This is a genomic window from Exiguobacterium sp. EA-TM-5, from assembly GCF_053878415.1.
In genome coordinates this window covers 2,895,090-2,913,489 of record NZ_CM132670.1, presented here as the reverse complement: position 1 = coordinate 2,913,489, position 18,400 = coordinate 2,895,090, and the positions used below count along the sequence as shown (strand labels likewise).

Genomic DNA, 18,400 nt, shown 5'->3' with positions numbered 1-18,400 from the left:
CCTTTTTAGGACCGCAAGAATGATTGTCGAAAGCTACCTGTCTGACTCGTTTGAACCGCGCATGGTATGCCTTCTTCAGTTGTCGGATAAGATAATATTACCTTCTTTTTTTAAAATTGCAAGAAAATAATTTTTGTGAAAAAAGATACAAAAACAAGATGTTTTTCGGAAGCGTTCAAAACCCCCGAAAGGCGTTACAAACACCTTACGGGGGCGGGGTTAAGACAAGTTCAATTGAGCGTGTTCAAAAATGATTTTTCCGTCGATCATCGTCATGAGCGGCTTTGCTAAATAGTCGAGTGGGAAGTGACTCCAGAGGACGAGATCGGCATCTTTTCCGGTCTCGATCGATCCGACATGATCCTCTACACCAAGCGAACGGGCGGGATGAATCGTAATTGCCCGTAAGGCGATGTCGACCGGTAAACCTTCTCGTGCAGCGAGACCAGCACAGAGGTTCAAATACTGGACAGGGGTGTACGGATGATCGGTCGTAATCGAAATCTCAAGACCGTGTTCGTGTAGTATCCGGTAAGTTTCCCACGTTTTGTTCTTCAGTTCGATTTTAGACTTACGTGTAAATGTCGGTCCGACAGTCACTTTTTCAATCGGCAACTGCTCCATCTCTTTCGCGACGAGATGACCTTCCGTACAATGCTCGATACGTAAATCAAGATCGAACTCTTCCGCAAAACGAATGGCGGACAGGATATCATCTGCTCGGTGCGCATGTACACGTAGAGGCATTTTATGGTCAAGAACACGTTTGATCATTTGGTGAGCGAAGGTTTCAGAAACGTGTTGTGTCCGAACTTCAAGAAAAGCTTCGCGTAACATTCCCATGATGCCCATCCGTGTCAGTTCACCGGCGCGACCAGCACTATGGACGCGTTTAGGGTTTTCACCAAGCGCCACCTTCAGACCCGCGTACTTGCGAAGGATCATATCATCGATGAATCGACCATGTGTTTTGATGACACTTGTGACACCACCGATGATGTTCATGCTACCGGGCATGACTTGAACGGTCGTGATACCATGTTGAACAGCCTCCTTGAATCCTTCATCAAGCGGGTACACGCCATCAATGGCACGGAGATGTGGTGTCATCGCAAAGATCGTCTCATTGGCATCGTTTCCGACCGTTCCGGTTCCTTCGTCATATAATCCAAGGTGCGTGTGGGCATCGATGAAACCGGGCAATAAAAAGTGACCTTCAGCTTCAACGACTTGATCATTTTCTAAATGATCAAGCAGTTCACCCATTTCAATGATTTTCCCGTCACGGATTCGGATGTCTCCGTAAAAACTGTCCGAAGTAATCGGATAGATATGTGCATTTCGAATTAAGATATCCAAGTATCGTCCACCCCTGTACTAGTTTGAATGCTCGATTGCTCGTAACGCATCCTTTAGTTCAGCATACCGAAACTTGTATCCGTTTTCGAGCGCTTTTTTTGGAACGACACGCGCTCCTTCGAGTACGATCGTACTCTTTTCACCCAGTGCGAGTTCTAACGCGAAGCGTGGAGCAGGGAGCCAGTGTGGACGGTGCAAGACTTTCCCAATCGTCTGACCAAAGCGACGCATCGTCTCTGGGTGAGGAGCAGTAATGTTCAGCGGCCCCTCGACTGTCGGGGTCTCAAGGGCGAAGATGAATAAATCGACTAAATCATCGATATGGACCCAAGACACCCATTGTTTTCCGTCACCCATCGTACCGCCACCAAACAAGACGTACGGTAAGCGCATTAATGGATAAGCACCGCCGGCTTTCGTCAAGACGACACCGATTCGTGGATGAACGAGTCGAATGCCAGCGTCAGCAATCGGACGGGCGAGATCTTCCCATGCGACACAGACATGACTCAAAAAGTCAGCAGTCGGGGGGAGTGGTTGGTCTTCTGAGAACGTCTGATGCCGATCTTGTCCGTAAATTCCGACTGCCGAAGCAGATAAGACGACGTTTGGTTTTTGATCGAGTGCTTCGACGATTCGTACCAGTTCTTTTGTCGTACTGACACGACTATCGAGAATGACGCGTTTTCGTTCATCCGTCCAACGACCATCATTGATTGAAGCGCCGGCGAGATGAATAAAAGCATCGACTCCTTCTAAATGTTGTTCCGGTTTTGCATCTTCTGTCATCCACTTGATATATGTGACGTGCGCATCATCCGCTTTCGGATGACGCGTTAAAATAAAAATATGATGTCCTTGCTCAAGTAAACGCTTCGTCAAGGCTTGACCAATCATTCCAGTTCCACCCGTGATTGCAATCTTCATATAATCCATCCTCCCTGAAATCCATCAAAATAAGGTTCTTACCATTTGTTCCCGTTCCTTAGTTTCAGTCAAACATAGACCTGCCTGTTCATGCTATCGTAGAACTATCGAATCAGGTTAGAGGAGGGAACGAAATGAAGATCAAGCGGATCTCGACCCAGAAAAAGAACAGCGAACGATTCAATATCTATGTCGAACGTGATGGTAAAGAAGAATATGCATTTGCCGTAGACGTCGATATCTTAATCAAATACAATCTACAGCGCGATAAAGAGCTCGATGACGACTTCGTTAAGGAAGTACTGACGGCTGAAGAACAGCAGAAAGCATATCGTCTCTCATTGAATCACTTATCGTATCGGATGCGGGCAACAAGTGAGGTCGTCACGTATCTGACGGAAAAAGAGACACCGGAACATGCGATCAAACATGCGATCGAGCGATTGACCGAGCAACGCTATCTCGATGATCACCAGTTCGCACTTGCGTATACAGCGACGAAAAAAGCAACTACACCACAAGGACCGGGAAAGATTCGCCGCGATCTTGAGGCGTTGAAGATACCGAAGACAGCAATCGATGAGGCAATCATGACGTTTACGGATGAAGAAGCATACGAAAAAATACTTAAATTTTTACGACAAAAGCAAAAGGAATTGCAACGACGCTCCGTACGCGAATTGACGCAAAAGCTACAGATGACACTTATGAAACGCGGGTTTTCGACCGATTTGATCAAAGCGGGCATCGAAGAGGTATTCTTAGCTGAAGAAGGTGACGAAGAAGAACAAGCAGCACTCTATCAAGCACGCAAGTATTATCCGAAGTACCGGCAACTCGAACCGTTCGAACGCGAGCAAAAGGTAAAACAGGCACTTGTCCGAAAGGGATTTCCGTATGGACTAGCGGCTCAAGTTCTTGAACAAGTTAAAGAAGAAGAGACAGAATAACGAAAGCAAGACGAAAAATTGACAATTATCCGACAATTGTGTTATTCTACGCACAGACTAAGAAAAGGAGGAACCGTCCTATGAAAAAGCCAATTGGTTTCACACACATCCAACAGCTGAATACGACGGAGACTCTTGAGCACGTATAAGTAATTCATTTCATGTGCGAGCAAGGGGATTCGTCTCCCGAGCGCGCAGACGAACAAGAAAACAGTATGTCTATTTCAAGGCATACGGATTCTCGGACTGCATCCGGAAATCCGTATGCCTTTTTGCGTGCTCGGAAAAAACACTTCATTTCACAGTAAAGGGGGGACCCTCATGCGTTTATTTCGGCAATTGAGTTGGTTTCTAAAAGAACACAAATCATCTTACCTCGTAGCAGTCGTCTTACTGATCATCACGGGCTTCATCGATTTGACACCGCCGTGGTTGATCGGAAAAGTGATCGACGGTTTACGCTCAGGTTCGATGGATCGAACGACACTCTTACAGTATGTCGGTGGATTAACGGTCATTTCCATCATCTCCTTCATTTTGACGTATCAGTGGTTAGCTAAGTTATTCGGAACGGCATTTTTACTAGAGCGGACATTGCGGAGTAGGTTCTTTACGCACTTATTGAAATTGACACCAACGTTCTATCAAAAGAATCGGACAGGTGATTTGATGGCACTCGCAACAAACGACTTAAAAGCCGTTGAACGGACAGCTGGGTTTGGTGTCTTGACGCTCGTTGATTCGCTGAATATGACAGCCATCACACTTGTCGTTATGGGTGTCGCGATCGACTGGAAGTTGACGCTCGCTGCATTATTACCGATGCCACTTCTCGCCTATGCGATGAATAAGCTCGGGAGTCAAATTCATGGTCGTTTCATTACTGCCCAGGACTCGTTCGGAACGATGAACGATCAGGTCGTCGAGTCGATTTCTGGACTGCGTGTCATCCGTTCGTTTGTCCAAGAACCAGTTGATGTCAAACGGTTCGACGATGTGACGACGGATGTCTTTGAGAAAAACATGCACGTCGCAAAAATCGATGTCTTATTTGAACCGATCATTAAACTACTCGTCGGATTCAGTTATTTGATCGGCTTGTCGTTCGGGACATATCTCGTCTTTACGAACGATATCACGCTTGGACAATTGGTCGCCTTTAACATCTATCTCGGAATGCTGATCTGGCCGATGTATGCATTTGGTGAATTGATCAACGTCATCCAGCGGGGAACAGCGAGTCTTGACCGCTTAGAAGCGACGATGCGTGTGAAACCGTTGATTGCCTCGACGCCGCGGGAGCACGTCGAGCGTCCGGAGCGGATTGAGATGACGAATTTGACATTTACGTACCCAGAAACGGCGCATCCGGTATTACAAGATTTGAACATGACGATCGATCAAGGAGCAACGATTGGAATCGTTGGACCAACCGGGTCCGGGAAAACGACGTTCTTGCGTCAATTCCTGCGTGAGTATCCGATTGGTCGAGACATGCTGACGGTCAACGGTGTGCCGTATGAAGATATCGCGCTTGAAACAGTGCGTGGATGGACAGGTTACGTATCACAAGAACATTTACTGTTCTCGAAATCCGTCCGGGACAATATCTTGTTCGGTGCAGGTGAAGCGACGGAAGAAGAATTACAGGAAGCGATTCGTCTCGCATCCTTTGAAAAAGACATCGAGACGCTCGAACAAGGACTTGAGACGATGGTCGGCGAACGAGGCGTCACATTATCAGGCGGACAAAAGCAACGTCTGTCGATCGCACGTGCAATGTTGAAAAAACCAGAATTGCTACTGCTGGATGATTCACTGTCGGCAGTAGATGCGAAAACGGAATCACATATTATCGATTCGATTCGCTCGAATCGTCATCAATCAACGACATTGATCGTTGCCCATCGCTTATCGGCAGTGGCGCATGCGGACGAAATCATCGTCTTACAAGACGGGGTGATTTCAGAACGAGGAACACACGACAGCCTGATGGCACAAAATGGCTGGTACGCTCAACAATTCGAGCGACAAAGTGAAGAGATGTAAGGAGGTGCCTCTACATGAATGAATTGGAATTATATCAACTCGATCCGGCACGTCGGAAGACGACGATCCGTTCGTTGATCCGCTATGCGATTCACGAAAAACAAGCGATCTTTTTAGGGCTGTTTCTACTCGTACTAGCAGTCGGAGCAGAACTGACGGGTCCCTATATCGCTAAAGTCATCATCGATGAACATATCGTAGCGATTGAAAAGGACTGGGTTGAAGTTAAAACGGATGGCGCGGTCACGTATGACGGTCGTCAATTCGCCAAAGCACAAGATGTCTCTAAAGATGAAATCGTTCGATCCGTCTCGATCGTTCAAACAGAAAACGGCTACTATTTCGTACCCAAACAAGTCGTTAGTGGTGGGGAACGGAACATCAGTGGAAATACGATGACCGTTACGCGTGGGAACGACGTATACACGTATAACGATATTCAAAAACTGACACAAGGACAGGTCTATGATTTTTATTCAAACGACTTAAAAGCGATCGGCTGGCTATCATTGATCTACGTCATCTTGTTACTAGTAGCAGCTGGATTGAACTGGGTACAGCAAATTTTACTCCAGCGGTCGGCCCATAAAATCATCAAACGGATGCGACTTGATGTCTTTACGCACCTGCAACGGTTACCGGTCCGTTATTTCGATCAGACGCCAATCGGGAAAATCGTCAGTCGGGTCACAAATGATACGGAGACGATTCGTGATCTTTATCTCGGTGTGCTCGCACGGGTCTTTTCAGGAATCATCACGATGGCAGGAATTCTTGTCGCGATGTTCTTCCTTGATTACCGACTAGGACTTGTCTCGCTGATCATCATTCCGATCGTCTATTTCTGGATTCAACTGTTCCAGAAACTTGCGACGAAAAATAACTTCAAGGTTCGTTCGCTCGTTGCTGACATGAATGGACAATTGAATGAAAACATTCAGACGATGCCGATCATTCAAGCCTATGCGCGCGAGAAGGAAGTCCTTGCCGAATTCGAAGAAAAAAATGAAGAGAACTATCAGACACGGGCAAAGTTGTTACGACTCGATGCCTTGATGTCACACAACTTATCCTACTTTTTGAAAAACCTGACGCTTGCCCTATTGATTTGGGTCGTCGGTGGAAAAAGCCTGACAAACGGATCGTTTTTATCGCTCGGTATTTTATATGCCTATATCGATTATGTGTCCCGTTTGTTCGAACCGGTCACTCAAATTATGAATCAGCTATCACCACTGCAACAAGCGCTCGTCTCAGCGGACCGGATGTTCCAGTTGCTCGACGAAAAAGGCGAGCCGGTCGAACAAGGTCGTGTTCCGCGCTTTAAAGGAGCAGTTTCCTTCAAAGACGTCGAATTCAGTTACGAGGCAGGTAATCCTGTATTGCGTGAAATTCAAATCGACGCAGCACCAGGCGCAACGATTGCTCTCGTTGGTCATACCGGCAGTGGGAAAAGCTCAATCATGAACTTGCTGATGCGGTTCTATGATCCGTCAAAAGGGCAATTGTTGATTGACGGACAAGACGTGACAAACTTACCGAAACAAGCAGTCCGTGAGCATATGGGGATCGTCTTACAGGATCCGTTCCTCTTCACGGGAACGATCCGGTCGAACATCACGCTCGGCAATCCTGATATAACGGAAGCTCGCGTTCGCCAGGCGATTGAAGCCGTCGGAGCCGATCGATTCATCGACCGTCTCCCGAATGGACTCGATGAACCGGTCATTGAAAAAGGTGCTACGTTATCCGCTGGGGAGCGCCAATTAATAAGCTTTGCTCGTGCGCTGGCATTCGATCCAGCAATCCTTGTTCTTGATGAAGCAACAGCAAGTGTCGACTCAGAAACCGAAGCAGTCATTCAAGAGGCTTTGCTGACGTTAACAAAAGGACGGACGACGTTCATCATTGCGCACCGCTTGTCGACGATCAAGGATGCGGATGAGATTCTTGTTCTTGATCATGGTCGGATCGTAGAGCGGGGACCACATGATGTGCTTCTTTCAGCGTCCGGTATTTATGCGAAAATGTACGCGTTGCAAAGCAAGCGTAATCTTGAATTGAAATCAAGCTAATCCATCCAGTTTCTCCTCCTTTTCGTTTATACTGAAAAACGAAGAGGGGGAGTTTTTTTAATGGAGACACGGATGAGTCAATTATCAAAATATGAGCTTGAAATGCTGATCACGAAATTAAGTGAACAGAAACGAAAAGCTGAGCAACATGGTAACGTCAGCGAAGTAGAAGTCGTGACGCGAAAAATCGCCATTGCGAAAAGTTATTTAGTCGACCCGGAACGATTTGAACGGGGTGCCTATTACCGGATTGAAGGAGAAGAGGCACGATTTGAATTACACTTCGTCAATGGGGTCATGGGTTGGGGACATTTTGAAGGAACAGCTCAAGAAGTCGCGATTCCACTCGCACTATTTACAGGAGAGGGAGAACAGGCATGACAAATCGAGAACAAGCACTCCAGCAACTAGCCGAAGAATTATTACAAGTAAACGACGTACTGACGCCCGACGAGGCATTAACATGGGTCGAAGTCCTATGGGAAGATTTCGAAGCGACACTCGCGCGTGCTGGTGAAAAATATCAAGGTGAAGCCGTTGCTGTTCATTTCGTCGAACAACAGATTAAACAGCACGGGGCGATGTTACACCGGTTTAACACGACGAATGAAAAGTTCAAGCATTTGATGACAGGTCGAAACGTCGAATGAAAAAAGCTCCGCACATCGGGATTACCGTTGCGCGGAGCTTTTTCTTTATAATGCAGGGATGAACAACTTTTTTTGCAAGGTCCGTTCGCTGAACACCCAGCCGGTGTACGAACTGACGATTTCCTTTGTCGCTGCGTCGATTCTGACGACGGCAACGAACGGATAGACTTCCTTCGTGAAGTAACGTAGGTTCGTAAAGCGGTATTCGACAATACCGTCCTTACGTGAGACCGTATACGTATGGATCTTCGAGAATTCAAGAAACGCTTGCAAGTCAGCATTTTGTTTAACGATTTCATATAAATCGTCCCCATGCGGTTCGTCCTTGATGCGGAAATTTCCACACTCAACGACATTTCCACTATTGATCTTAACGACAGAGTACTCGTCACGTAAACGTGCCGCGACATGCCACTCGTCCCATTTCATGCCGGGCGAGATGAAGAGCTTATGCGCCCCGCGATAATAACGGGCTGCAGTTGCTAAGGCATCATTCCGCAATTTAAACTGAACGGCGTAGTAGATAATGACGATAGCGATCAATATTGGGAAGATGACAATTGTTGCTTTCGTCAACAACCAAATCCCGAACGCAGCATAATACATCGTGAATAGATACGGATCAAATGTGTTAATGACACCCCAACCGATCCAGGATTGTTTGAATGGGTGTAAGGCTTGTGTTCCGTACGCGTTAAACAGATCGACGAAGACATGAAGGGCGACAGCAATCTGTGCCATCAGCCATAATGAAGTCGGAGGTATACCGAATAACGTACCGATAACAATTGATAGTAGCAAGGGCCAAGCAATCAAGGCAATCAAGCCATGCGACTTTCCGCGATGTTGGCGCAAGTAGGCGCTATTTCCTTTAAATTTGAAGACGGTGTCGAAGTCCGGTGCATGTGAGCCGACGAGTGCTGTCGTCGTCACGGCAGCAAACATCGTCGTGCTCGCTGCGACGTCAGGGTGTAGCGTTGAGATGGCGGCGAGACAAAGTCCCATGCCGATATGCGTCCCAGTATCCAATGCGAATTCGCTCCTTCTATAAAATCGTGATGGTAGATCCATCGAGGTTCTTTCGTGTAATTTTTAATTAATATATCGTATCTAAGAGAAAAGAGGTAACCTTTTGACTGTCGTTCAAGAATATTTCACAAACTTTAATAAAACACAATTTACCACAGAACTGATTGCTTGGTTCTTACGTGAACAGCGAGATTTGCCTTGGCGGAGAACAAAAAATCCGTATCATATTTGGATTAGTGAAATCATGCTTCAGCAAACACGCGTCGATACCGTGATTCCGTATTACGAGCGCTTCACGAAACGTTTTCCGACACCGCATGATTTAGCGCAAGCGGAACAAAGTGAGGTCCTGAAGCATTGGGAAGGCTTAGGGTACTATTCCCGTGTGAAGAATCTTCAAATCGCGGTTCAGGAAGTTGTTGAAAAATATGATGGGATCGTTCCGGATGAGAAGGAGTTATTCAGTCAGTTGAAGGGAGTCGGTCCGTATACGACAGGAGCGGTTCTGTCGATTGCTTATGGTCAAGCGGAACCTGCAGTAGATGGGAACGTGATGCGCGTTCTTTCACGTGTCCTTGGAATTTATGAGGATATCGCAGCTCCGAAAACACGGAAGTTGTTTGAAGCGGCAGTTCACCAATTGATTGATCCGGCTGACCCATCGAGTTTTAATCAAGGATTAATGGAACTCGGGGCAATGGTCTGTACCCCGAAGTCACCGATGTGTGGACTTTGTCCTGTTCAAGACGTTTGTTTCGCATATGATCGAAACGCACAGGAAGAATTGCCTGTGAAGACGAAGAAAGGGAAGACGCAAATTATTCCTTATGATGCTCTTGTCTATGAAACAGACGGAAAAATCGCAATCGAACAACGGGCTGAGACAGGGTTACTCGCTGGCATGTGGCAATACCCACTACGGGAAGCAGAGGAAGATCGAAACGGAACGCTCGTTGGACACGTTCGACATATCTTCTCGCACCGGATTTGGGAAATTGCCGTTTATCGCGTGACAGAACAGCCGGACCAGACAGTGCTCGTCGATCAGGAAACATATATGACGCATCCGATTTCTGTCGCGCAAATGAAGATTGATCGACTATTAAAGGGGGAACTCTAATGCATACTTTTCGTTTTGAGACACGTGTTGATACATCAAAGGAGCAAGCGTGGGACTTCTTAAGTGATGCCAAGGCATTGAGTCGATTGACCGTATTTCCGCAAGTGAAAACGTCAGGCGACACACGCACGCGGGCGGGAAATACAATTCGTCTGCGCGTCGGAGTTTCTCCGCTGTTTGTCTCTTGGACTTCTTGGATTCCTTTTGTAGAAGAATATGTCTTCGTTGATGTCGGTACAAAAGTTCCATATCCATTTCGAGCGTGGTGCCATGTGCACCGAGTCGAAGAACGTGGATCTGGCGTCTATTTCGTGGACGAAGTGACTTATGCGTCATTCCTTCCTGCCTTCTTCATTGAAGCATTTATCTTGAAACCGATGTTCAAACAACGAAAAAATGCGATTTTGAATCACTTTCAAGGCTGAATTCCGTCATTTTTCTGAAAAAATACCCTTTCGTTTTTCATGCGTTCTGAAAATGGGTATAATAAGCACGAGAGTATAGCAGAATGGAAGAAAAACGCTTTAGAAAGGAGTAGCACATGAGTCGATTCCCAAAAGAAAGTAGCAAGATTGAGATTCAAAGTTTCAAACATAACGGGAGCTTACACAGAGTTTGGGAAGAAACGCTCGTGCTGAAATCGACGGAAGAAGAATTGATTGGGTTCAATGACCGCATCATGGTCAGCGAATCGGATGGTCGTCAGTGGCGAACGCGAGAGCCTGCAATCTGTTATTTTTCAACAGAACTCTGGTTCAATGTCATTTGTATGATTCGGGAGGACGGCATTTATTATTATTGCAACCTCGGATCGCCTTCTACGTTTGATGAGAAAGATCGAGCAGTCAAGTACATTGATTATGATTTAGATATCAAAGTGTATCCGGATATGTCCTACATGATTCTCGATGAGGACGAGTACGAGAAACATCGCCGTGAGATGAATTATCCGAAGGCAATTGATCGTATTTTGAAGGACAATGTCCAAATCCTGATTCAGTGGATTCGTAGTCGAAAGGGTCCATTTAACCCGGCTTTCGTGGATATGTGGTATCGTGAATATGAAACAAGATATCGGAGATGATGGTTCGCCATCGTCTTTTTTTAATTGAAGGAAGTGAAACACGTGGCAACACAAGCAAAACGTAAGAAACAAGGCTCGATCCGCCGTTATATGGCGTTCGTTAAGCCGTATCAAAAACAGATTCTCCTGACGGTCTTCGTCGGGATCATCAAGTTCTCGATCCCGCTCGGACTTCCGTTGTTGTATAAGTACATCATCGACAATATCCTGACGGGGAATACGATGCCGATGGCGGAAAAAAGTAAGCAATTGGCGTATTTGATCGGAGGAGGTGTCTTCATCTTCTTGATTGTTAAGCCACCGCTTGAATATGTCCGTCAATACCTCGCGCAATGGTCAGCATCGAAGATTTTATTTGACGTACGGAACCGGTTGTTTGATCATGTTCAGAAATTATCACTTCGTTTTTATTCGAATACGAAAACGGGCGAAGTCATCTCGCGAATCATTAATGATGTCGAGCAGACGAAAGACTTCGTCGTAACGGGATTAATGAACCTATGGCTTGATATGATTACGATTTTCATTGCAATCGCAATCATGTGGACGATTGATCCGAAATTGACGCTTGTCGCGATCATTCCGTTACCATTCTATGCGCTCGCCGTGAAGTTCTTTTACGGTCGCTTACGTGGGTTGACACGGGAACGCTCGGCAGCCCTTGCGGAACTACAAGGTCATTTGACGGAACGTGTCAACGGAATGGCGGTCATTCGCAGTTTTGCACTCGAACCACATGAGAATAAAGCGTTCAAACATCAAAATGATGGGTTCTTAAAAGCAGCACTTCGCCAAACGAACTGGAATGCGCGGACGTACGTCGTCGTTTCGACGATTACAGACTTCGCACCGATTCTTATTTTCGGGACAGCAGCTTTTTTCGTCTTAAATGGACAAGTGTCGCTCGGGACAATGGTCGCGTTCATTGGTTACATTGATCGCCTGTATGCACCGCTCGGTCGTCTCGTCAACTCCTCAACGACATTGACACAGTCAATTGCTTCGATGGACCGGATGTTCGAGTTTTTAGATGAGCCGTATGACATTACAGAAAAATCGAATGCACGCGATCCGAAAGATGTTCGCGGGAATGTTCAGTTCGAAAACATCAGCTTTGCTTATGAAGAAGGCGGCGAACTTGCGATTGATCGTTTGACGCTTGACGTCCAAGCAGGAGAGCGAATCGCCTTCGTCGGGATGTCGGGTGGTGGAAAATCAACACTTGTCAGTCTGATTCCGCGCTTCTATGATGTTTCTGCCGGACGGATCACGCTCGATGGTGTCGATATTCGTGACCTGAAGCTACGTGGTCTTCGTGATCAAATTGGGATGGTCATGCAGGAGTCGATTCTCTTCAGTGAGTCGGTTCAGATGAATATTAAGATGGGGAATCCTGAGGCGACGGACGAAGAAGTCATCGCAGCGGCAAAAGCGGCGAATGCGCACGAGTTCATTGAACGGTTACCAAACGGCTATCATACGCCGGTCGGTGAACGAGGCGTCAAATTATCGGGTGGTCAAAAACAACGTCTTGCGATTGCGCGGGTCTTCTTGAAGAATCCACCGATTTTGATCTTGGATGAGGCAACGAGTGCGCTTGATTTAGAAAGCGAAGCGATGATTCAAGATTCGCTCGCACGTCTTGCGAAAGGACGGACGACGTTCACTGTCGCACACCGACTATCGACGATCACTGATGCTGATAAGATCGTCGTCATTGAGAATGGTCAGATTACAGAAATCGGAACACATGAAGTCCTCATGCAAAAACGAGGCGCTTATTTCGAATTGTATGCGATTCAAAATTTGGAGCTTGTCGAATAAAAAAAGCAGCGATCCTCACGAGGGTCGCTGCTTTTTATTTGATTAAAGTCGAGCAAAGGCACGATTGACTGCTGCAATCGTCTCCGTGATGTCGGCTTCCGTATGTTCTGTCGTCAAGAACCACGCTTCGTATTTTGACGGTGCGAGGTTGATGCCTTCTTCAAGCATCAATTTGAAGAAGCGACCAAACATTTCACTGTCCGCACGTTCTGCACCATCATAATCAATGACTGTTTCATCCGTGAAGTAGACCGTCATGGCACCTTTTAGACGATTGATCGTAATCGTGACATCATGACGTTTCGCTGCTTCAAGAACCCCTTGTTCGAGTAAGGCGCCAAGATGATCGAGTTGTTCATAGACACCAGGTTGCTCGAGTAATTCAAGACAAGCGATACCTGCAGCCATCGATGCGGGGTTACCTGCCATCGTTCCCGCTTGATAAGCAGGACCGAGTGGTGCGACATGTTCCATGATTTCTTTTCGACCACCGTAAGCACCAATCGGTAAACCGCCGCCGATGATTTTCCCGAGTGCTGTCATATCGGGACGGATATTGAGTAACTCTTGTGCACTGCCGTATGTGAAGCGGAATGCCGTAATGACTTCATCATAGATGACGAGTGCGCCATGAGCATGTGTGATTTCGTTGACTGCAGCAAGAAAACCAGGTTGTGGTTCGACGATACCGAAGTTTCCGACGATTGGTTCGACGAGTACACAAGCGATTTGATCGCCCCATTGTTCCATGATTTGACGGTATGACTCGATGTCATTGAAAGGTGTCGTAATGACTTCTTTTGCTGTCGCTTTCGTGACGCCGGCCGAATCAGGAGAACCAAGTGTAGCCGGTCCACTGCCAGCTGCGATCAGCATCAGATCCGAATGACCGTGGTAGCAACCACTGAATTTAACAACAAGTTCCCGTCCTGTATAAGCACGAGCGACACGAATTGTCGTCATGACAGCTTCTGTTCCTGAGTTCGTGAAACGAACCTTTTCCAGCGAGGGAATCGCTTTTTGTAATTTATGTGCAAAGTCGATTTCTAAACGGTGTGGTGTTCCGTAGAGAAGTCCATTTTGGGCAGCATGCGTGATTGCTTCAGTAATGTGGGGATGACCGTGTCCTGTGATAATTGGACCGTAAGCTGCTAAGTAATCGATATAGCGATTGCCATCGACATCATAAAAATAAGCACCTTCTCCGCGTTCCATATAGACAGGTGCGCCGCCGCCGACGGCTTTGAATGAACGGGATGGGCTGTTAACGCCACCAACGATACACTCTTGCGCGATTTCATATAACGCCTCTGAAGTAGGACGTGTAGTGTGGGTAGACATGAGGATTCCTCCAATCGATGATTCGTGAAAAATATCACGATATGATTGTATCATGAACGTCAAATCCGGTGCAGAGCCGTTGACGGAATGGGTATTTGTAGGTAGACTAATTATAAAGATTACAATCTGATAATCAATGAAAGATAGAAATGAGGGGATGGACGTGGCTAACGAAATGCTGGATGACGCCGTGAAGTCACTTCGGGAATCAGGCGTTCGAATGACACCACAACGTCACGCGATTTTGGAATATCTAACGACTGGACACACGCATCCGACAGCGGATGAGATTTATCGTGCTCTTGAACATCGATTTCCGAATATGAGTGTGGCGACTGTATATAATAACTTACGCGTTTTTCGAGAAAAGGGAATCGTTGAAGAAATGAATTATGGAGACGCTTCAAGTCGCTTCGATTTCGTTACGACGCGCCATTACCACATGATCTGTGAAAACTGCGGAAAAATCGTTGATTTCAACTATCCTGTGCTCGATGATGTCGAAACGGTTGCGGCTCACTTAACGGGCTTCAAAGTCGATCGTCACCGATTAGAAGTGTACGGTACTTGTCCGGACTGTCAATCGAATGTCCAATAAAAAAACGAGCTGCCTTAGCGGGGAGCTCGTTTATTGTGTTTATTATATTTTTCATCGAATTCTTTTCCTTCGAGAGACGGATCCATCGTAAGTGGTTCGTCACAATGCATACATAAATCGACGCGTCCGAGTACTTTTGTTTCTTTTCCGCAGTTCGGACAAGTGACGACAGCTGCTTTAGTTGATGTAAGACCAATCAAGAAGTAGAGTGCGGTACTAGCAAGGACCATGACGAAGCCGAGAAGCATGAGTAAGACCATGATGATTTCAAATTGTTTTAGTAATAGACCGCCGTACATGACGAGCATACCACCGAATACAAGAAACATAGCAAGGTTTCGCGCACGGTTTATTTTATTTTTACGTTGTTTTTTCAAGTGAATTCCCCCTGTTGTCAGTCTAGCATAAGAAGTGCAACTGGCTGAAGAAGGAAAGCTTGTTTTTTTGTCGAAAATGGTAACGACGAGTTCGTATAGAAGGGTGAGAAGTAAATGGAACAAGCAACACGAACGATTTATTCGGAATACGCGGCTTATCGTGAAACACAAGGGATCATTGCTGTAGAGAAACGGCAACCACGGGATTCCTTGACGGATCAATTTGATACACTTCTTGTCGTCATCACAAGAGATCCAGAAGTCGAGTGGACGATCAAACATTATCGATTAAATACACTAAAGGTCTCCTTACATCTTGTACACGAGGATGTATTGTCACGCTGGATTTTATTGAACGCTAATCGACGAGCAATTCATTGGATTGCTGAAGGAACGATCGTGTTCGAGCGAAACGATTACATAGTTGATTTGAAACGTCAACTATTGAACTTTCCAGATGAAGAGCGGCATTTACAGATGACGATCTCGTTTGCTAAATTGTTACGTCGCTTCCAAGACGGAAGAAACTTATTCAGTCGTGGTCACCATTACGATGCCTATACACACGTCCATCATGCGTTGCATCATCTCGCACGATTATCTGTTCTCGAAAAAGGCAAACATCCTGAGACGGTCGTTTGGGAACAGGCGCGACTAGATGATCCGGATGTTTATAAACTATATGAGCAATTATTAATGAGTGAAGAAACGTTGGATCAGCGTATTCATCTCGCTTTGATTGGACTCGAGCATCTGTTGCAGTCCAAAGTCTTATCGGGAGGTCGCTATTTATTTGAAATCATGCGAGAACGTACTGTGCCTTGGACGATGTATGAACTAATGGAAGAAGAGCGACTGCAGGAAGTCAAAGTAGACTTAAGTAGTCTGATTGATTTCTTCATGCGCAAAGGTTTGATCAGGATTTCGTATCAAACAACTAAAGGAGCAGGGGTTGAACTCGTAACATATGAGCCGGTCGTATGACGATCGGCTTTATTTTATACATTTGATTGTTTTTGCTATATATAGAAAGAAAAAGATTTTAAAAGTTTTTTTAGTAAAACTATTGACGGTGTTATATTGAGATAGTATATTAATACATGTCGACAGGGCAACACGCGCTGGACGGCGACGAGAAAGAAAAAAGATTTCAAAAAGGGATTGACGCTTAAGTTATTCCGTGATATCTTATTAAAGTCGCTGAAAACGACACAACGAACTTTGAAAACTGAACGATGAGGCAAAAAAAACGTATTCTACGGAATACAAAAACGAATGAAGCGCAAACTTCGTCAATCGTGACTTCGGTCACAACAACGAGCAAGTCAAACACTTTATGGAGAGTTTGATCCTGGCTCAGGACGAACGCTGGCGGCGTGCCTAATACATGCAAGTCGAGCGCAGGAAACTGACGGAACTCTTCGGAGGGAAGGCAGTGGAATGAGCGGCGGACGGGTGAGTAACACGTAAGGAACCTGCCTCAAGGATTGGGATAACTCCGAGAAATCGGAGCTAATACCGGATAGTTCAACGGACCGCATGGTCCGCTGATGAAAGGCGCTCCGGCGTCACCTTGAGATGGCCTTGCGGTGCATTAGCTAGTTGGTGAGGTAACGGCCCACCAAGGCGACGATGCATAGCCGACCTGAGAGGGTGATCGGCCACACTGGGACTGAGACACGGCCCAGACTCCTACGGGAGGCAGCAGTAGGGAATCTTCCACAATGGACGAAAGTCTGATGGAGCAACGCCGCGTGAGTGATGAAGGTTTTCGGATCGTAAAACTCTGTTGTAAGGGAAGAACACGTACGAGAGGGAATGCTCGTACCTTGACGGTACCTTACGAGAAAGCCACGGCTAACTACGTGCCAGCAGCCGCGGTAATACGTAGGTGGCAAGCGTTGTCCGGAATTATTGGGCGTAAAGCGCGCGCAGGCGGCCTTTTAAGTCTGATGTGAAAGCCCCCGGCTCAACCGGGGAGGGCCATTGGAAACTGGAAGGCTTGAGTACAGAAGAGAAGAGTGGAATTCCACGTGTAGCGGTGAAATGCGTAGAGATGTGGAGGAACACCAGTGGCGAAGGCGACTCTTTGGTCTGTAACTGACGCTGAGGCGCGAAAGCGTGGGGAGCAAACAGGATTAGATACCCTGGTAGTCCACGCCGTAAACGATGAGTGCTAGGTGTTGGGGGGTTTCCGCCCCTCAGTGCTGAAGCTAACGCATTAAGCACTCCGCCTGGGGAGTACGGCCGCAAGGCTGAAACTCAAAGGAATTGACGGGGACCCGCACAAGCGGTGGAGCATGTGGTTTAATTCGAAGCAACGCGAAGAACCTTACCAACTCTTGACATCCCATTGACCGCTTGAGAGATCAAGTTTTCCCTTCGGGGACAATGGTGACAGGTGGTGCATGGTTGTCGTCAGCTCGTGTCGTGAGATGTTGGGTTAAGTCCCGCAACGAGCGCAACCCCTATCCTTAGTTGCCAGCATTTAGTTGGGCACTCTAGGGAGACTGCCGGTGACAAACCGGAGGAAGGTGGGGATGACGTCAAATCATCATGCCCCTTATGAGTTGGGCTACACACGTGCTACAATGGACGGTACAAAGGGCAGCGAGACCGCGAGGTGGAGCCAATCCCATAAAGCCGTTCCCAGTTCGGATTGCAGGCTGCAACTCGCCTGCATGAAGTCGGAATCGCTAGTAATCGCAGGTCAGCATACTGCGGTGAATACGTTCCCGGGTCTTGTACACACCGCCCGTCACACCACGAGAGTTTGCAACACCCGAAGCCGGTGAGGTAACCGCAAGGAGCCAGCCGTCGAAGGTGGGGTAGATGATTGGGGTGAAGTCGTAACAAGGTAGCCGTATCGGAAGGTGCGGCTGGATCACCTCCTTTCTAAGGAAAACGTCCCTTACGGGACATGCCCATCGTTCAGTTTTGAGAGCTCGTCTCTCACGTCTCGATAGAGACACTCGCACCTTGAAAACTGAAGACATCAACAAGACATCAAACTTTTT

The 18,400-nt window shown here is 46.8% G+C and carries 16 protein-coding genes and 1 rRNA gene; 12 read left to right on the top strand and 5 right to left on the bottom strand.

All coding sequences use genetic code 11. From position 1 onward, the window contains the following. Positions 1-219: 219 nt before the first annotated feature. Together ACV3PA_RS15315 and ACV3PA_RS15310 are read right to left on the bottom strand one after the other, a co-directional pair. The gene (locus tag ACV3PA_RS15315; RefSeq protein ID WP_053452188.1) at positions 220-1,359 is read right to left on the bottom strand and encodes an amidohydrolase; all 1,140 of its coding nucleotides are present in this window, start codon (positions 1,357-1,359) and stop codon (positions 220-222) included. An 18-nt stretch (positions 1,360-1,377) separates the two neighbouring features. Continuing rightward, positions 1,378-2,286: a TIGR01777 family oxidoreductase gene (locus ACV3PA_RS15310; protein WP_053452187.1), complete on the bottom strand. Its 909-nt coding sequence runs from the start codon at positions 2,284-2,286 to the stop codon at positions 1,378-1,380. A gap of 134 nt (positions 2,287-2,420) precedes the next feature. Between ACV3PA_RS15310 and ACV3PA_RS15305 the strand changes: the two genes are divergently transcribed. The 5 genes from ACV3PA_RS15305 (at position 2,421) to ACV3PA_RS15285 (ending at position 8,010) form a co-directional block, all read left to right on the top strand. After that, a complete protein-coding gene (locus tag ACV3PA_RS15305; protein WP_456125165.1) occupies positions 2,421-3,236 on the top strand; it encodes a RecX family transcriptional regulator in 816 nt (271 codons plus the stop codon). Positions 3,237-3,557: 321 nt separating this feature from the next. Beyond that, the gene (locus ACV3PA_RS15300) at positions 3,558-5,285 is read left to right on the top strand and encodes an ABC transporter ATP-binding protein (protein ID WP_053452185.1); all 1,728 of its coding nucleotides are present in this window, start codon (positions 3,558-3,560) and stop codon (positions 5,283-5,285) included. Between the two features lie 14 nt (positions 5,286-5,299). Continuing rightward, the gene (locus tag ACV3PA_RS15295) at positions 5,300-7,360 is read left to right on the top strand and encodes an ABC transporter ATP-binding protein (RefSeq protein ID WP_456125164.1); all 2,061 of its coding nucleotides are present in this window, start codon (positions 5,300-5,302) and stop codon (positions 7,358-7,360) included. Between the two features lie 60 nt (positions 7,361-7,420). Next, on the top strand, positions 7,421-7,741 hold the full coding sequence (locus ACV3PA_RS15290) for a DUF1811 family protein (RefSeq protein WP_053452183.1): 321 nt from the start codon (positions 7,421-7,423) through the stop codon (positions 7,739-7,741). Beyond that, positions 7,738-8,010, top strand: coding sequence for a YfhJ family protein (locus ACV3PA_RS15285; RefSeq protein WP_053452182.1), 273 nt, complete (start codon positions 7,738-7,740; stop codon positions 8,008-8,010). The genes ACV3PA_RS15290 and ACV3PA_RS15285 overlap by 4 nt, the downstream gene beginning before the upstream one ends. A gap of 45 nt (positions 8,011-8,055) precedes the next feature. On the opposite strand, the gene ACV3PA_RS15280 is transcribed toward ACV3PA_RS15285, so the two are convergent. Next, positions 8,056-9,039, bottom strand: a complete 984-nt coding sequence (locus ACV3PA_RS15280; RefSeq protein ID WP_053452181.1) for a metal-dependent hydrolase — start codon at positions 9,037-9,039, stop codon at positions 8,056-8,058. A gap of 103 nt (positions 9,040-9,142) precedes the next feature. Here ACV3PA_RS15280 and mutY point away from each other — a divergent pair, with 103 nt between their 5' ends. The 4 genes from mutY (at position 9,143) to ACV3PA_RS15260 (ending at position 13,067) form a co-directional block, all read left to right on the top strand. Beyond that, the gene (gene mutY / locus ACV3PA_RS15275; RefSeq protein ID WP_456125163.1) at positions 9,143-10,159 is read left to right on the top strand and encodes an A/G-specific adenine glycosylase; all 1,017 of its coding nucleotides are present in this window, start codon (positions 9,143-9,145) and stop codon (positions 10,157-10,159) included. Then, positions 10,159-10,584, top strand: coding sequence for an SRPBCC family protein (locus ACV3PA_RS15270; RefSeq protein WP_456125162.1), 426 nt, complete (start codon positions 10,159-10,161; stop codon positions 10,582-10,584). The genes mutY and ACV3PA_RS15270 overlap by 1 nt, the downstream gene beginning before the upstream one ends. Positions 10,585-10,700: 116 nt before the next feature. Continuing rightward, entirely contained in the window at positions 10,701-11,243 is a 543-nt protein-coding gene (ntdP, locus tag ACV3PA_RS15265; protein WP_023467311.1) for a nucleoside tri-diphosphate phosphatase, read from the top strand. A gap of 90 nt (positions 11,244-11,333) precedes the next feature. Further along, entirely contained in the window at positions 11,334-13,067 is a 1,734-nt protein-coding gene (locus ACV3PA_RS15260; protein ID WP_456125983.1) for an ABC transporter ATP-binding protein, read from the top strand. 42 nt (positions 13,068-13,109) lie between these two features. Here the strand turns inward: ACV3PA_RS15260 and ACV3PA_RS15255 are convergent, their stop codons facing one another. Then, on the bottom strand, positions 13,110-14,408 hold the full coding sequence (locus tag ACV3PA_RS15255) for a glutamate-1-semialdehyde 2,1-aminomutase (RefSeq protein WP_456125161.1): 1,299 nt from the start codon (positions 14,406-14,408) through the stop codon (positions 13,110-13,112). A gap of 175 nt (positions 14,409-14,583) precedes the next feature. Here ACV3PA_RS15255 and perR point away from each other — a divergent pair, with 175 nt between their 5' ends. Beyond that, positions 14,584-15,006 carry a peroxide-responsive transcriptional repressor PerR gene (gene perR, locus ACV3PA_RS15250; protein ID WP_369792039.1) on the top strand — a complete coding sequence of 141 codons (423 nt, stop codon included), beginning with the start codon at positions 14,584-14,586 and terminating at the stop codon, positions 15,004-15,006. A 14-nt stretch (positions 15,007-15,020) separates the two neighbouring features. Here the strand turns inward: perR and ACV3PA_RS15245 are convergent, their stop codons facing one another. Further along, positions 15,021-15,383: a DUF2614 family zinc ribbon-containing protein gene (locus ACV3PA_RS15245; protein WP_029340912.1), complete on the bottom strand. Its 363-nt coding sequence runs from the start codon at positions 15,381-15,383 to the stop codon at positions 15,021-15,023. 114 nt (positions 15,384-15,497) lie between these two features. Between ACV3PA_RS15245 and ACV3PA_RS15240 the strand changes: the two genes are divergently transcribed. Together ACV3PA_RS15240 and ACV3PA_RS15235 are read left to right on the top strand one after the other, a co-directional pair. Next, a complete protein-coding gene (locus ACV3PA_RS15240) occupies positions 15,498-16,367 on the top strand; it encodes a nucleotidyltransferase-like protein (protein WP_456125160.1) in 870 nt (289 codons plus the stop codon). A 349-nt stretch (positions 16,368-16,716) separates the two neighbouring features. Further along, a 16S ribosomal RNA gene (locus ACV3PA_RS15235) occupies positions 16,717-18,278 on the top strand. The last annotated feature ends 122 nt before the right edge of the window (positions 18,279-18,400 follow it).

What these genes read in the sequence shown, in the direction of transcription:
- ACV3PA_RS15270 (WP_456125162.1), top strand. Translation starts at nt 10,159, where the DNA reads ATGCATACTTTTCGTTTTGAGACACGTGTTGATACATCAAAGGAGCAA.
- ACV3PA_RS15310 (WP_053452187.1), bottom strand. Translation starts at nt 2,286, where the DNA reads ATGAAGATTGCAATCACGGGTGGAACTGGAATGATTGGTCAAGCCTTG.
- perR (WP_369792039.1), top strand. Translation starts at nt 14,584, where the DNA reads ATGCTGGATGACGCCGTGAAGTCACTTCGGGAATCAGGCGTTCGAATG.
- ACV3PA_RS15255 (WP_456125161.1), bottom strand. Translation starts at nt 14,408, where the DNA reads ATGTCTACCCACACTACACGTCCTACTTCAGAGGCGTTATATGAAATC.
- ACV3PA_RS15305 (WP_456125165.1), top strand. Translation starts at nt 2,421, where the DNA reads ATGAAGATCAAGCGGATCTCGACCCAGAAAAAGAACAGCGAACGATTC.
- ACV3PA_RS15300 (WP_053452185.1), top strand. Translation starts at nt 3,558, where the DNA reads ATGCGTTTATTTCGGCAATTGAGTTGGTTTCTAAAAGAACACAAATCA.
- ACV3PA_RS15295 (WP_456125164.1), top strand. Translation starts at nt 5,300, where the DNA reads ATGAATGAATTGGAATTATATCAACTCGATCCGGCACGTCGGAAGACG.
- ACV3PA_RS15240 (WP_456125160.1), top strand. Translation starts at nt 15,498, where the DNA reads ATGGAACAAGCAACACGAACGATTTATTCGGAATACGCGGCTTATCGT.
- ACV3PA_RS15290 (WP_053452183.1), top strand. Translation starts at nt 7,421, where the DNA reads ATGGAGACACGGATGAGTCAATTATCAAAATATGAGCTTGAAATGCTG.
- ACV3PA_RS15260 (WP_456125983.1), top strand. Translation starts at nt 11,334, where the DNA reads ATGGCGTTCGTTAAGCCGTATCAAAAACAGATTCTCCTGACGGTCTTC.
- ACV3PA_RS15285 (WP_053452182.1), top strand. Translation starts at nt 7,738, where the DNA reads ATGACAAATCGAGAACAAGCACTCCAGCAACTAGCCGAAGAATTATTA.
- ntdP (WP_023467311.1), top strand. Translation starts at nt 10,701, where the DNA reads ATGAGTCGATTCCCAAAAGAAAGTAGCAAGATTGAGATTCAAAGTTTC.